This window comes from Escherichia sp. KS167_9B (assembly GCF_030295215.1).
Classification (GTDB): domain Bacteria; phylum Pseudomonadota; class Gammaproteobacteria; order Enterobacterales; family Enterobacteriaceae; genus Escherichia; species Escherichia coli_F.
This window is the reverse complement of record NZ_AP025754.1, coordinates 4,846,551-4,860,605: the sequence shown is the minus strand read 5'-3', so window position 1 is coordinate 4,860,605 and position 14,055 is coordinate 4,846,551. Positions and strand designations below refer to the sequence as shown.

12 protein-coding genes are annotated in these 14,055 nt (G+C 46.8%); 1 reads left to right on the top strand and 11 read right to left on the bottom strand.

Features of this window, described 5'->3' with window-relative positions; all coding sequences use genetic code 11:
• Window positions 1-29 precede the first annotated feature (29 nt).
• Both QUE34_RS24215 and fabR read right to left on the bottom strand, forming a co-directional pair.
• On the bottom strand, window positions 30-389 hold the full coding sequence (locus QUE34_RS24215) for a YijD family membrane protein (RefSeq protein WP_000806411.1): 360 nt from the start codon (window positions 387-389) through the stop codon (window positions 30-32).
• On the bottom strand, window positions 389-1,039 hold the full coding sequence (gene fabR / locus QUE34_RS24210) for an HTH-type transcriptional repressor FabR (protein WP_001309117.1): 651 nt from the start codon (window positions 1,037-1,039) through the stop codon (window positions 389-391). The genes QUE34_RS24215 and fabR overlap by 1 nt, the downstream gene beginning before the upstream one ends.
• Window positions 1,040-1,370: 331 nt before the next feature.
• On the opposite strand from fabR, the gene sthA reads away from it, so the two are divergent.
• Window positions 1,371-2,771, top strand: coding sequence for a Si-specific NAD(P)(+) transhydrogenase (sthA, locus tag QUE34_RS24205; protein ID WP_001120810.1), 1,401 nt, complete (start codon window positions 1,371-1,373; stop codon window positions 2,769-2,771).
• Here sthA and oxyR read toward each other — a convergent pair.
• The 9 genes from oxyR to QUE34_RS24160 form a co-directional block, all read right to left on the bottom strand.
• The gene (gene oxyR / locus QUE34_RS24200) at window positions 2,754-3,671 is read right to left on the bottom strand and encodes a DNA-binding transcriptional regulator OxyR (protein ID WP_001025939.1); all 918 of its coding nucleotides are present in this window, start codon (window positions 3,669-3,671) and stop codon (window positions 2,754-2,756) included. The two genes, sthA and oxyR, sit on opposite strands and share 18 nt — an antisense overlap.
• Window positions 3,672-3,922: 251 nt before the next feature.
• Complete coding sequence (locus QUE34_RS24195) at window positions 3,923-5,206, bottom strand: MFS transporter (RefSeq protein WP_000382176.1); 1,284 nt, start codon at window positions 5,204-5,206, stop codon at window positions 3,923-3,925.
• A gap of 66 nt (window positions 5,207-5,272) precedes the next feature.
• Window positions 5,273-6,487: a D-mannonate dehydratase ManD gene (gene manD / locus QUE34_RS24190; RefSeq protein WP_000690928.1), complete on the bottom strand. Its 1,215-nt coding sequence runs from the start codon at window positions 6,485-6,487 to the stop codon at window positions 5,273-5,275.
• 488 nt (window positions 6,488-6,975) lie between these two features.
• Complete coding sequence (locus tag QUE34_RS24185; protein ID WP_032304262.1) at window positions 6,976-8,454, bottom strand: FGGY-family carbohydrate kinase; 1,479 nt, start codon at window positions 8,452-8,454, stop codon at window positions 6,976-6,978.
• 16 nt (window positions 8,455-8,470) lie between these two features.
• On the bottom strand, window positions 8,471-9,334 hold the full coding sequence (locus tag QUE34_RS24180) for an L-ribulose-5-phosphate 3-epimerase (RefSeq protein WP_032304260.1): 864 nt from the start codon (window positions 9,332-9,334) through the stop codon (window positions 8,471-8,473).
• Window positions 9,334-10,380, bottom strand: a complete 1,047-nt coding sequence (locus tag QUE34_RS24175; RefSeq protein WP_032304270.1) for an ABC transporter permease — start codon at window positions 10,378-10,380, stop codon at window positions 9,334-9,336. The genes QUE34_RS24180 and QUE34_RS24175 overlap by 1 nt, the downstream gene beginning before the upstream one ends.
• A gap of 13 nt (window positions 10,381-10,393) precedes the next feature.
• The gene (locus tag QUE34_RS24170; RefSeq protein ID WP_032304259.1) at window positions 10,394-11,386 is read right to left on the bottom strand and encodes an ABC transporter permease; all 993 of its coding nucleotides are present in this window, start codon (window positions 11,384-11,386) and stop codon (window positions 10,394-10,396) included.
• Window positions 11,379-12,896: a sugar ABC transporter ATP-binding protein gene (locus tag QUE34_RS24165; protein WP_032304258.1), complete on the bottom strand. Its 1,518-nt coding sequence runs from the start codon at window positions 12,894-12,896 to the stop codon at window positions 11,379-11,381. Before QUE34_RS24165 ends, QUE34_RS24170 begins: the two co-directional genes overlap by 8 nt.
• Before the next feature lie 63 nt (window positions 12,897-12,959).
• Window positions 12,960-13,964 (bottom strand): substrate-binding domain-containing protein, encoded by a 1,005-nt coding sequence (locus QUE34_RS24160; RefSeq protein WP_032304257.1) that lies wholly within the window; start codon window positions 13,962-13,964, stop codon window positions 12,960-12,962.
• Between the last annotated feature and the right edge of the window lie 91 nt (window positions 13,965-14,055).

The following is a 14,055-nucleotide window of genomic DNA, read 5'->3' as shown; positions in this document are numbered from 1 at the left end:
CGGATGCGCTAGCATCCGGCATGAACCGATTACTCAGCAACTTCCTGCTTACGGTTACGCATCTTCGCGCCAATCCAGAACACCATAATGACGGACAGTACGGCCGGGAAGAAGTTAGAACCTATATCCGGATATTCCGCACGAACCACAGTGCTATACAGCAGAACGCCGAGAATAAAACAGGCAGCTGCCAGACCCGGCAAGCCTACCGGCATAGTGCGATTAAGATAACGTTGATGCAGGCAGTAAACCGTCAGCACCAGGGAAATAATCGGGAATACAGAAAATGGCACAATGGAGCTAAACAGCGCTGCGAAAGTACCATTAATCGATAAGCCAGCCACCAGCGCCAGCAGCAGCGTACCTCTATCTTGATTTGCTTGTTTCATTACTCGTCCTTCACATTTCCCGGAATAATTGCGGTTTTCTCTTGTTCACGGCGATACCAGTAATAAGCCCCTTTCGAAATCATTCGCAGTTGCAGTACCAGTCGCTCTTCTAATTGCCGACGTTGTTCGACGCCGACGTCCAACGCCTCGGCACCCGCACTGAAGACAATCGTCACCATGGCTTCGGCTTGCGCTTCAGTAAACGCACGCGGCATATGGTTTTCGAGTTCCAGATAGTCCGCAAGTTCCGCAATGAAGTGCTGAATTTCACGCGCAACGGCGGCACGAAACGCAGCGGAGGTGCCGGAGCGTTCCCGCAATAATAACCGGAAGGCGTTAGGATTATTACCGATGAACTCCATAAATGTGGAGACCGAGGTGCGGATCACACTCCCGCCTTTGGCGATACGCTGACGCGCCTGGCGCATGAGTTGGCGCAGCATTAAACCGCTCTCATCAACCATGGTCAGACCGAGTTCGTCTACGTCGCGAAAATGCCGGTAAAAAGAGGTGGGAGCAATGCCCGCTTCACGCGCCACTTCACGCAAACTCAGGCTGGCGAAGCTGCGTTCAGCACTTAATTGGCTAAATGCGGCTTCCACCAACGAACGGCGGGTTTTTTCTTTTTGTTGCGCTCTTACGCCCATCACGATGTCTGAATCCTTGCCAAAAGTACTGCTGGCACTATACCAGAGAATGAACATACTGGATTGCTCCAGTGTTGTGAATGAACCGTAACGCAATAAAACATATTTACTGCAATTCTTTGGCTGGTTCTTTTACGAACAACGGAAACCTGCCACTTAAACGGTGAGTACTGGCGATAAAAATCCAATAAAACGTTCAAGGCAAAAGTAAGAAACAGACAAAGCAAAGGCCGCTCACGATATAGCCAGATAAATGACGGGGATCAATTGGCTTACCCGCGATAAAATGTTACCATTCTGTTGCTTTTATGTATAAGAACAGGTAAGCCCTACCATGCCACATTCCTACGATTACGATGCCATAGTAATAGGTTCCGGCCCCGGCGGCGAAGGCGCTGCAATGGGCCTGGTTAAGCAAGGTGCGCGCGTCGCAGTTATCGAGCGTTATCAAAATGTTGGCGGCGGTTGCACCCACTGGGGCACCATCCCGTCGAAAGCTCTCCGTCACGCCGTCAGCCGCATTATAGAATTCAATCAAAACCCACTTTACAGCGACCATTCCCGACTGCTCCGCTCTTCTTTTGCCGATATCCTTAACCATGCCGATAACGTGATTAATCAACAAACGCGCATGCGTCAGGGATTTTACGAACGTAATCACTGTGAAATATTGCAGGGGAACGCTCGCTTTGTTGACGAGCATACGTTGGCGCTGGATTGCCCGGACGGCAGCGTCGAAACACTAACTGCTGAAAAATTTGTTATTGCCTGCGGTTCTCGTCCATATCATCCAACAGATGTTGATTTCACCCATCCACGCATTTATGACAGCGACTCAATTCTTAGCATGCACCACGAACCGCGCCATGTACTTATTTACGGTGCTGGAGTGATCGGCTGTGAATATGCGTCGATCTTCCGCGGTATGGATGTAAAAGTGGATCTGATCAACACCCGCGATCGTCTGCTGGCGTTTCTCGATCAAGAGATGTCAGATTCTCTCTCCTATCACTTCTGGAACAGTGGCGTAGTGATTCGTCACAACGAAGAGTACGAGAAGATCGAAGGCTGTGACGACGGTGTGATCATGCATCTGAAGTCGGGTAAAAAACTGAAAGCTGACTGTCTGCTCTATGCCAACGGTCGCACCGGTAATACCGATTCGCTGGCGTTACAGAACATTGGGCTGGAAACTGACAGTCGCGGACAGCTGAAGGTCAACAGCATGTATCAGACCGCGCAGCCGCACGTTTACGCGGTGGGCGACGTGATTGGTTATCCGAGCCTGGCGTCGGCAGCCTATGACCAGGGGCGTATTGCCGCACAGGCGCTGGTGAAAGGTGAAGCCACCGCACATCTGATTGAAGATATCCCTACCGGTATTTACACCATCCCGGAAATCAGCTCTGTGGGCAAAACCGAACAGCAGCTGACCGCGATGAAAGTGCCATATGAAGTGGGCCGCGCCCAGTTCAAACATCTGGCACGCGCACAAATCGTCGGCATGAACGTGGGCACGCTGAAAATTTTGTTCCATCGGGAAACAAAAGAGATTCTGGGCATTCACTGCTTTGGCGAGCGCGCTGCCGAAATTATTCATATCGGTCAGGCGATTATGGAACAGAAAGGTGGCGGCAACACTATTGAGTACTTCGTCAACACCACCTTTAACTACCCGACGATGGCGGAAGCCTATCGGGTAGCCGCGTTAAACGGTTTAAACCGCCTGTTTTAACACTTTATCGAAATGGCCATCCATTCTTGCGCGGATGGCCTCTGCCAGCTGCTCATAGCGGCTGCGCAGCGGTGAGCCCGGACGATAAACCAGGCCAATAGTGCGGCGTGGTTCCGGCTTAATACACGGCAAATAAACAACCCCATCGCGTTTACGCTCCGGCGGCACAGCCAGCGCAGGCAGTAAAGTGATCCCGCTACCTGCCGCCACCATGTTGCGCAGAGTTTCCAGGCTGGTCGCGCGGAAGTGTGTATCTTCATCCGCCCCGGCTTCAAAGCAGAAACCCATTGCCTGATCGCGCAAACAGTGACCATCTTCCAGCATCAGCAGTTTTTCCCCTGCCAGATCGGCCATTGGTACGCATTCGCGGTTCGCCCACGGGTGATCTTCATAGATAGCCAGCAACATTGGCTCATCAAACAACGGCACTTCAATGAATGCTTCGCTCTCTTTCACCAGCGCGAGGATCACGCAATCGAGTTTGCCGCTGTCCAGTTGCGCCAGTAACTGGTGGGTCTGTGCTTCATGCAGATACATTTCCAGCTTTGGAAAGGTCTGGTGCAGCATCGGGATAATATGCGGTAACAGGTAAGGCCCAACCGTGGGAATCAAACCAATATGCAGCGGCCCGGACATTGTCTCGCCCTGCTGGCTTGCCATCTCTTTAAGGACTTTCACCTCACGCAGCACGGTACGCGCCTGATCCACCAGCAGCATTCCCGCCTGGGTGAATAACACTTTACGGCTGGTCCGCTCCAGCAACATCACGCCCAGCTCATCTTCCAGCTTACGAATTTGCCCGCTAAGCGTCGGCTGGCTAACGTGGCAGGAATCTGCCGCACGCCGAAAATGACGGTGTTCAGCCAATGCCACCAGGTACTCAAGATCACGAATATTCATTATCCATCCTCCATCGCCACGATAGTTCATGGCGATAGGTAGAATAGCAATGAACGATTATCCCTATCAAGCATTCTGACTGATAATTGCTCACAGAAACGGAGCGGCACCTCTTTTAACCCTTGAAGTCACTGCCCGTTTCGAGAGTTTCTCAACTCGAATAACTAAAGCCAACGTGAACTTTTGCGGATCTCCAGGATCCGCTTTTTTTTATTCTACAGGCCCACAGCAAGAGAGCCTGATAGTAACAGTTACTCAATCCGATCTTTGACAATAAAGAAGTAACACAGCGCCCCGGTGAACGTCACACAGGCCGCGATAACCAGCGCCAGATTAAACGAGTGCGTGGTATCCACTACCCAACCGGTTACGATCGGAGCAAAGGAAGCAAAAACAAAACTGCCAAAGTTTTGAATCCCGGCGATGGAAGCCACTTTTGTTTCTGACACCATCACCTGCACCAGTCCCCATGCAGATGTTCCCGCGAAATGCACGCAGAACAGCGCCATTGAGATAAACGCTACAGCCTGGGCTGGCGAGGAGGATTGCACGACCAGCAACGTGCCTAATGCCGACATCATCAAACCGCAGACAATAGCCGTTTTACGCGTCTTCGCCAGGTCGTAGCCTTTTTTCGCCAGCCGATCGACAACAATACCGTTAACCCACATCCCGACCGCCGCCGCGAGGAAAGGAATCGCCGCCACCCAACCGGTTTTCGCCAGACTGAAGCCTTGCTCGGCTTGTAAATAACCGGGTAACCACGCGATGTAGAGCCAACCGGTATAATTGACGCCAGAGAAACCTAAAATCATCCCCCAGGTTGTCCGATGCTTAAACAGCGCCAGCCACTCGCTAAATTGTAATTGTGGACGCGGTTTAACCGGCGCGGAGAGATAGGTCCGTTCTTCGTCGGTCAGGACAAACTGCGCCCGGTTGCGATACCACGCGTACCAACAGATCCCAACCAGAATCCCCGCCACGCCGATGATGACGAACATTGCCCGCCAGCCCCATGCCAGCTGCATCAATACAAGAGCAGGAGGCGCAATAGCCTGACCGATAACGGTAGATGAGTTAAAAATCCCCAGCGCCGTGCCGCGTTCTTTTTGCGCATACCAGTCGGTGATCGACTTTACTCCCGCAGGCATAAATGGCGCTTCGCCAATACCCAGACCGATACGCATTAAAATAAAGTGGCTAAAAGAATTAACCATTCCTGTTAATGCCTGCATTAATGACCAGAATATTAAGCCTGCACCTAAAACTATTCGTGGGCCAAAGCGGTCTAGCAAAATACCGGAAGGGAGTTGTGAAAAACCATAAGACAGAGAAAATGCAGAAAGCAAAACGCCAAATTCTGTCGCCGATAATCCTAACTCGCCACGAATCGCTTCGCCTGCCACGCTCAATGACGAACGGTCGAGGAAATTAACGATCCCCGCCATAAATAATAAAACCAGCGTTACTGTCTGAATACGACGAATCCGTTGCGGTTTATTACCCGCAACACTGGTTGACACATCAACGTCCATTTTTAGCTCCTTGAGCGGAATTAATCGATTTGCTGACTATTCAGAAAATAATTAAGCGAACCGTTATTACCAGTTCCACAATGTGCCATCTTCCAGTCGTGCGACGGGGAGATACGCCGGGTCATACGGATATTTCGCCGCCAGTTTCTCATCGAAAGAAATACCCAGCCCCGGTTCATCGCCTGGGTGCATATAACCTTCATCGAAGCGCCAGCTGTGCGGGAAGACTTCAAGCATTTGTTCGGAATAGCCCATGTACTCCTGAACACCAAAGTTTGGCACCCAGAGGTCAAAATGCAGCGCCGCCGCATGACAAACAGGCGATAAATCTGAAGGGCCATGCGAACCGGTACGTACCTGATAAAGCGATGCAAAATCGGCAATCCGTCGCATCCCGGTAATGCCGCCTGCATGGGTAATCGTCGTGCGAATATAGTCAATCAGCTGCTCTTCGATTAACTGCTTGCAGTCCCAGATACTGTTAAACACTTCACCGACCGCAATCGGCGTCACAGTATGCTGGCGAATCAGACGAAAACATTCCTGGTTCTCGGCAGGCGTCGGATCTTCCATCCAGAACAGGCGGTAATCCTCTATGCTCTTCCCAAAGCGTGCCGCTTCGATAGGAGTCAGGCGATGGTGCATGTCATGCAACAGATGTTCGTTAAAACCGAACTTATTACGCACCGCTTCAAATAACTTCGGTGTAAAATCGAGATACTTTTCTGAAGACCACAACTGCTCTTCCGGCCACAGGCCTTTGGTTGCCGGTTCATACGCCAGTCCTTTGCCCTTCGCCAGGCCATAAGTGGTTTGCATACCCGGTACACCGCACTGCACACGAATCGCCTTAAAGCCCATCTGCTGGTGCTTTGCATAGTCTTCAAGGACTTCATCAATCGTGCGCCCGGTGGTGTGGCAATAAACCATCACGCCTTCACGAGAAGCCCCACCAAGCAGTTGATACAATGGCATATTTGCCGCTTTGGCTTTGATATCCCACAACGCCATATCAATGGCAGAAATGGCCGACATCGTGACGGGGCCACGTCGCCAGTAAGCACCTTTATAAAAGAATTGCCAGATATCTTCGATACGACTGGCATCGCGGCCAATTAATTGTGGACAAAGATGATCTTTCAGATAAGAAGCGACCGACAATTCGCGACCATTTAATGTGGCATCTCCCAATCCACAAAGTCCGCTTGCAGTGGTTATTTTAAGCGTAACGAAATTACGTCCTGGGCAAGTAACAAAAACATCTGCAGCAATAATTTTCATTATTGCAATCTCCTGTGTTGTAAATAGACGCTTCAAACTTAATTTCACGCCTACTACCATACAAGAGAGAAAGAGCGATTATTCAACCGTGATCACATTAAAAATAAAAATTTCCACCGAGGAACAAAAATATCCTCAAATCTCACCTACACTATTAACTACCATCGTTAAAACAACGTGTTAAATAATCACATAACAAATTCCTTTAAGGAAGGGAGTTATAACAACAACAAAAGATAATCATATTTTACTTAATTCAATACGTATCGATAGGTTTATTTAAAAAGGATTTTTCGGAATGAGAGATGAAAAGAAGATACACAAGCAGGAAGAAATACGATTAATATTAGTTGCGGTAAGGGTAGCCGTTCCTCCCTTCCGCAACCCATTAACCGTTGAAGTCACAGACTATTTCAGGCATTTCTCAACTCAAAATAACGACAGCCAACGTGAACTTTATGGCTCTCCAGGATCTGCTTTGTTTTCCATCAAACAACGGAGCTCAGCGCACTGGCTACCTGTTTAAAGCGAGCAAACCGTCGCCTGAGCATGTGTGCTTTTTCTACATTCGGTTCAAGACGAATCACGTTGAGCTGCGTAGCCTTCATGGCCTGTTTGAATCCAGAATAAGCCCCTCCTCCTACTGCCGCACACATTGCAGCCGCTCTACAACCTGACTGTTCAATATCGACAATTTCAAGAGGCATTTTGCTGGCATCACAAAACATCTGCATCCAGATTCTGGAATGCGTTGGCCCGCCAGAGAAACGAATCGTTTGCAATGACTTATCAATCTCAATAAGACGGTCCTGATGCAACAAATGAGAAAAGACAATGCCCTGATAAATAGCGTACACCAAATCTTCTCTTTTATGATGCCCACACAGCCCCAAAAATCCCCCGCTTAATGCCTCATGGTAATTCGAGCCAAACAACCACGGGAAAAAGAGAATATCATTCTGCTTCTCATACCCTCGTTCCACCCACTCATTAATCACCCGATAACTGTCAGGAAGATCCGGTAAAAATTGCTGCAAGAACCATGTCAAATTACTGGCTGATGTAGGGCTTCCCTCATGGGCGAAAAATGTACCTGGAATGCTAAATTTCCCCCATACATAGGGATAATCAGAAGGAATAATGCGATCAAAGATTCGCGTTGCAATTGACCAGGTGCCAGCAACCGCACTTAACGTTGTACTGTCATAGATGCCAGAAGTGAGCGCCGCACCAACGACATCAAAAACACCACCAAAAACAGGCGTTCCGGCGAGAAGCCCACATTGGCTGGCTGCTTCAGATGTCACAAACCCAGCTAAATCAGCGGAGCCAATAATATCGGGAACCTTACCCGCAACTTCCTTAATCTCAAATAGGCGAAAAAGTTCAGCATCATAAGCACTGGTATATTGATTATAAAAATTACTGCCTGAAATATTGGTTTCTTCACAAGCCAGTTTGCCAGTAAGCCGTGAACGTATGTAATCATGAACCATCAAAATGGTTCCGATGCGGCCATAATTGTCAGTCTCATGTTTTTTCAACCAATGCAATAGTGCTACAGGGTGCGATGGCCAGAGCTGTTGCAGACTACGGTGATAACTTTCGCGGTCAATTCCTTGTTCTTTCCAGCTTGCAACCAGTTGTTGTGCGCGAGAATCAGAGGAAACAATGCCGTGTCGTAAGGGCTTACCTTGCCGGTCGAGCAGGTACAAACCTTTACCATGAGCAGAAAAACTGATGCCATCAATCTGACTCGCAGTAATATTGTTATCTGACATCGACAGTGAAATGACCTGGCACGTTACCTTCCATAACGCCTCCATGTCGCGTTCGCAAAAACCAGGACATGGGCTTAACAGAGGTAACGCCTGCGAAGAGACACCTATTTCACGTCCTTCTGCCGTATAAATTCCCGCTTTGGTTTCTGTACCACCTAAATCGACACCAATAAAATACCGCTCCATGATCCCTCCTTAGTTTCTAAATATTATCCCAGCCGGCAAAGCGCATTTTCTCTTCAATCCATTGACGTGCATGAATAATTTCTAATAGAGGTTCCGTCGCTTTTTCTGTCCACATTTCTATCAGAAACGTTCCGCGATAATTAAGATTACGCAGGATCTTAAATAATTTAATAAAATCTACACACCCTTCACCAAAAGGAACGTCACGAAATTGCCCTGGAGAATCAGGCGTTACTGGGTACGTATCTTTAAGATGGATTGCGGCAATTCGATCAATCCCCTTTACCAGCTCACTTTCCAGTTCATTACCCCATGCGGTCAGATTGCCAACATCCGGATAAACGGTAAACCAAGGGGAATTAATTTTTGTATCCAGGACTTTCCATTTACTAATAGAATTAATAAATGGCGTATCCATGATCTCTACAGCACACATAACTTGTGCCGCTGCGGCCTGTTCAGCTGTCCAGGCCATCGCATCTTCAAACCAGGCGATAGTTTCTTCATTCTGCGGCTCATAATAAACGTCATAGCCTGCCAGTTGGATTGTTCGAATCCCCAAATCCTGCGCCAGGCGTAACGCCTTCAACATAATCGTACGTGCCTGCTGACGAGTATCTCTATCATGGCTACCAAATGGAAAACGCCGGTGAGCAGACAGGCACATTGTCGGAATACGGATCCCCGTTTGCTGAATGGCGCTAATAAGCTCCATACGCTCGGTGAGCGACCAGTCCAGGCGGGCGAGTCGTTCATCATTCTCATCTACCGACATCTCAACAAAATCAAAACCGCAAGATTTAGCCAGGGCTAGTTTCTCTACCCAACTGGTATTCCTGGGTAGCGCTTTTTCATAAATACCTAACGGGTGGCGTCGCATTATTTTCCCTCACGAGTGATCAATTGTTGTTGAAAGATTTTCCGGCTCTTATTCATGTCACGCTGCAACTGCCATTTTTGTTTGATGAATTTAAATGCCAGTGCGGCGATCAATGTGATCCCCCATACCGCCAGATTGAAATGCAAACTAAGTCCCAACAGACTAAGGCCGGTAGCAATAACCTGAAGCACAAGTAAGGCACAAAAAACATGACTGACTTTACCCGCCCCACCGAATGGATCTGTGCCTCCCAATACAATTGCAAGAACCGTCAAGAGCAGATAGGAATCGCCATAGCCCATACGCGCCGAATTAAATCGCGCGAGCATAATAAGACCTGCTAATACACACAACATGCTGGATATAGCATATATAGCAATTAATACGCGGTCGGTGCGAATACCGCTAAACCATGTGGCGTTAATATTACTGCCACACATATAAATCGTTTTTCCCGTACGGGTTTTGCCGAGGAACAGAGCTAAAGCAACGGTGGTGACGATAAAAATTATCATCGGTACTGGGATCCCCATGATAACTTCAGACCCAATACTGCGGACTACTGGTGGCATACCACTTAAAGCTGCCCCCTTAGTCAGGTAAATACCGATACCACTAATAATGGTCATGCTACCCAATGTGACCAAAATAGGGTGAGCGCCTATATGAGAAATAATTGACCCAGTAATAGCTCCAATGATGATGGCAATAAGCATCGCCCCGACAATAGCCAGGAAGAGCCAAAACAACTGACTACCTGTAGATGCATCTGCGGGTACATATTGAATCAACAGCCAGGCCATAAACAGGCTGGTCAGATTCGCAGTACCGATGATTGCCAGATTGAGCCCCCCGCTCAACATGGGTATAAACATCGCAAACGTGAGCAACCCAAGCTCTGGCAATTGAAATGCAATGCTCAGAAAAGTATTGCCGGTGAAAAAACGCCCCGGCATTACCAGACTAAATAACACCACCGCAATAAAACATATTGATAATAAGCCTGAACTGGTACCATCTAGTGGAAAAAATATCCGCTTGTTCATTTCGATCCTCCCGTTAGACGAAACCAACATCAGTTTCTTTACGTTTTTTGTAATGGGTCACACAAATCGCCGAGACAATAACCACTCCAATAACGATATTGACGAAATAACTCGAGATGCCAATCAAATTAAGGCCGTTTTTAAGAATACCGATAAGAAATACGCCCATAAGCGTACCAATGACCGTACCACGTCCGCCTGATAAACTGGCACCGCCCAATACCGCTGCAGCCAGCACATCCAACTCTCCGCCAACCAATGCATTCGGCACAACTTCACTCATACGGTAAGCTTGCAGCATTCCACCAATTGCTGCAGCGGCACCAAGATAACCATAAGCAAACAGATAAATTAGCGACACCCGAATCCCAATACGTCTTGCTGATTCGGTATTCCCTCCCACGGCATAAAGCTGACGCCCAATATGGGTTTTGTTCATTATCATCCACGTCAGAAATGCCATTCCCAGCATAACCACTAACGGTAATCCGATCTGGTAATCTTCTCCGCCAAATTCAAAACTCAGGAAAGAACGCTGCGTAATCCACCAATCCGGTAAATCGTAAATACTGTGGCCATTAGTCAACCACATCAACATACCGAACAGTAGCGACTGCATACTAATCGTAATGATGATGGAAACGACATTAAGGTAATAAATAAGAATAGCGTTTATCAAACCAAAAATGATGCCAAGAAAAACAGCAAACACCAGACAGAAAAATGGATTTGATAGCGTTTCATTAAGCAGTAACGACGCCACAACATATTGCACAACCGAAGCTACTGCTGCAAAAGAGATATCAATTCCGCCAGTAACCAATACGACAAATAATCCGAGGGCGAAAATACCCGTTACGGCATAACTTTCCGAGAGATCGAGCAAGTTCTGTATTGATAAAAACTCATCGCTCATGATGGAAAAAAATACCAGCATGAGAACAATGACCCATCCTAACCAAGCTTCGACTGAACGAGGAAACCGCAGCCGCATAAAGCTAACCATTAATCACCTCCGCCAACTGCTGCTCGGTATAATTCGAAGGCAACAGCTCATTAATAATCTTTCCGCGCTTCATATGAAAAATACGATCGCAGTTATAATAAGCTTCTGGTGCTTCATCAGTAATTAATATCACTGAAATACCCACACCTGAAAGCCGATGAATAAGCTGGTAAATACTATCTTTTGCGCCAATATCTACACCTACCGTTGGCGCATCCAGAATTAAAACCTTAGGTCGTGTTAAAATCCATTTAGCCAGGACAACCTTTTGTTGATTGCCGCCAGATAGCGTTGAAAGTGGATTATTTGGATCGGTGACTTTAATATCCAAATCCTGGATCCACTCCTTGACTAAGGTTTCTTTTCGATTTTCATCAATAAACCCCGATGCCGTCTTTAAACGATCCAGAATCGAGAGCACCATATTATCGCTGATAGATTGGGGTAATACGGCCCCCAGTGTCAGGCGATCTTCTGAAACATATGCTATTCCCAGTTTTACCGCATGCGTGTTGTCTTTAATTGTAACGGGCTTACCTTCCAGATAAATATCACCACTATCTGGTCGAGTAATACCGAAAAGACTCAATGCTAATTCAGTTCTCCCCGCACCAAGTAAACCACACAATCCCAGAACCTCGCCCTGGTGTAGTTTTAGAGAAACATCTTCAAATTGCCCTTTTCTGCATAATTTGTTTAGTTCAAGGACTACTTTGCCTTCAACGCTATTTGGTAGCTTCTTCTGGTGGACTATAGTTTTTCCGGTCATTAACTCAGTAATATCGCCCGGAGAAAGTTGATTGGCAGCCCACGTTCCAATTATCTCTCCATCACGGATGACCGTAATCCGATCTGAAATTTCCTTAACTTCATCAAGGCGGTGGCTAACAAAAACTACGGTAATATTTTTATCGCGTAAGTAATTCACTGTGCGTAGTAATTGATTAACTTCTGTACGCGTCAATGATGCCGTTGGCTCGTCCATGATGACTAAGCGGGCATCGGCAATCAGAGCCCGGCAAATCGCGACCTGTTGGCGTTGTGCAATCGGCAAATGTTGTACTAACGCATCAGGATCGAGATTGAATTGCAGCTCCTGAATTATTTTCTGCGATACATCTCGAAGTTGTTTTTTTCTGTGCAGCCCTAAATATCCCTTCAGGTTGTATTCAAAAGCGATATTTTCAGCAACAGAAAGATTTGGGAATAAAGAAAGATCCTGATATATCACCTGAATACCCAGTTCCCGAGCTTTATCAGGAGAAAGACGAGTCCAGGACTTACCATCTATAATAATTTCACTTCCCGAATCAGGGACATAAACACCACACAGCGTTTTGATCAGAGTACTTTTACCACACCCATTCGCACCAGCAAGACAATGAACCTCACCTTTATTTAAGGTAAGATTGATATTCTTTAGAGCCCTATGGCCACCGAAACTTTTCGTTAGTGACCTTAGCGTCACTAATGGTTGCTCCGCATTCTTCTCTATAATATGAGGCATCATAATATTCCTGAATACGACTAAAGGAATTCCGGGTCAAATTTGACCCGGTGATTTACAGTAAAATTACAAGCCTAGCTTCACTAAACGTCGTGTATTTTCAAGATCGAGCTTTTCTGGATTATCACTATAAATAGTGTTGTTATTAACCTTGATCTCGCCCATATCACCGATTTTTACACCGTCTTTAATAGGTTCACCGTTCATCATTGCCGTCGCAACCTGGACAAAAACCTTACCCGCAATCATAGGGTTTGAAATATATCCCCCATCAATGGCACCTTTTTCGAGTAGCTTAATTCCCTGACCTGGAGTGAAGGTTCCAAAAACGCAAATTGCATCATTTTTCTTCCGCTTATCAATAGCACGCCCCGCACCAATTGGTCCTTGTGAACCAAATGACATAATGCCTTTAAGATCTTTATATTTAGACATTAAATCGTTCGTCGTGCGCATTGAATCATCCACCGACTCAGCAACACCAAAACGATCTTCAACCAACGTCATATTTGGATAATGTTCTTTTTGATAGGCAATCGCGGCATTGGCCCAGTCATTTACCAAAGGCACAGTCAGACTGCCGACAAACATGGCGTATTTACCTTCTTCGCCCATACACTTCGCCATATCTTTCATATGATTGGCACCCATTGTCTGGGTATTTAACAACTCAAAATCCCAATCTGCATTTTTTTGATCTGGTGATTCGTGGGTAATAACTTTAATACCGGCTTCTTGTGCACGCTTAAGTACAGGTTCAAGAACCTTTGCATCGTTAGGAACAACACCAATAACATCCACTTTTCGTGCAATTAAATCTTCAATCGCCCGAACCTGTTCAGCTGGATCTGCCGTTGTAGGGCCGACCTGCCATGCATCAACCCCCAATAGTTTTCCTTCATTTTTAATGCCTTGTTCCATCACATTAAACCAGGGAATTCCACCGACTTTTACTACTACCCCCATCGTAAAAGGTTTATTCGCTTTTTGTGATGTTACAGTCTGATCAGCCCATGCAGCAGTGGAAGATAATACGGTAGCAATAAGGCAGGGTAAGATTAATTTTTTCATCGTAATTTCCTTAAGAAATAGTTCAGGTGTCAGGAAAACTCGATATAATATCGACCTGACTATTTATATAATTTATAATCCCTTAGGCATT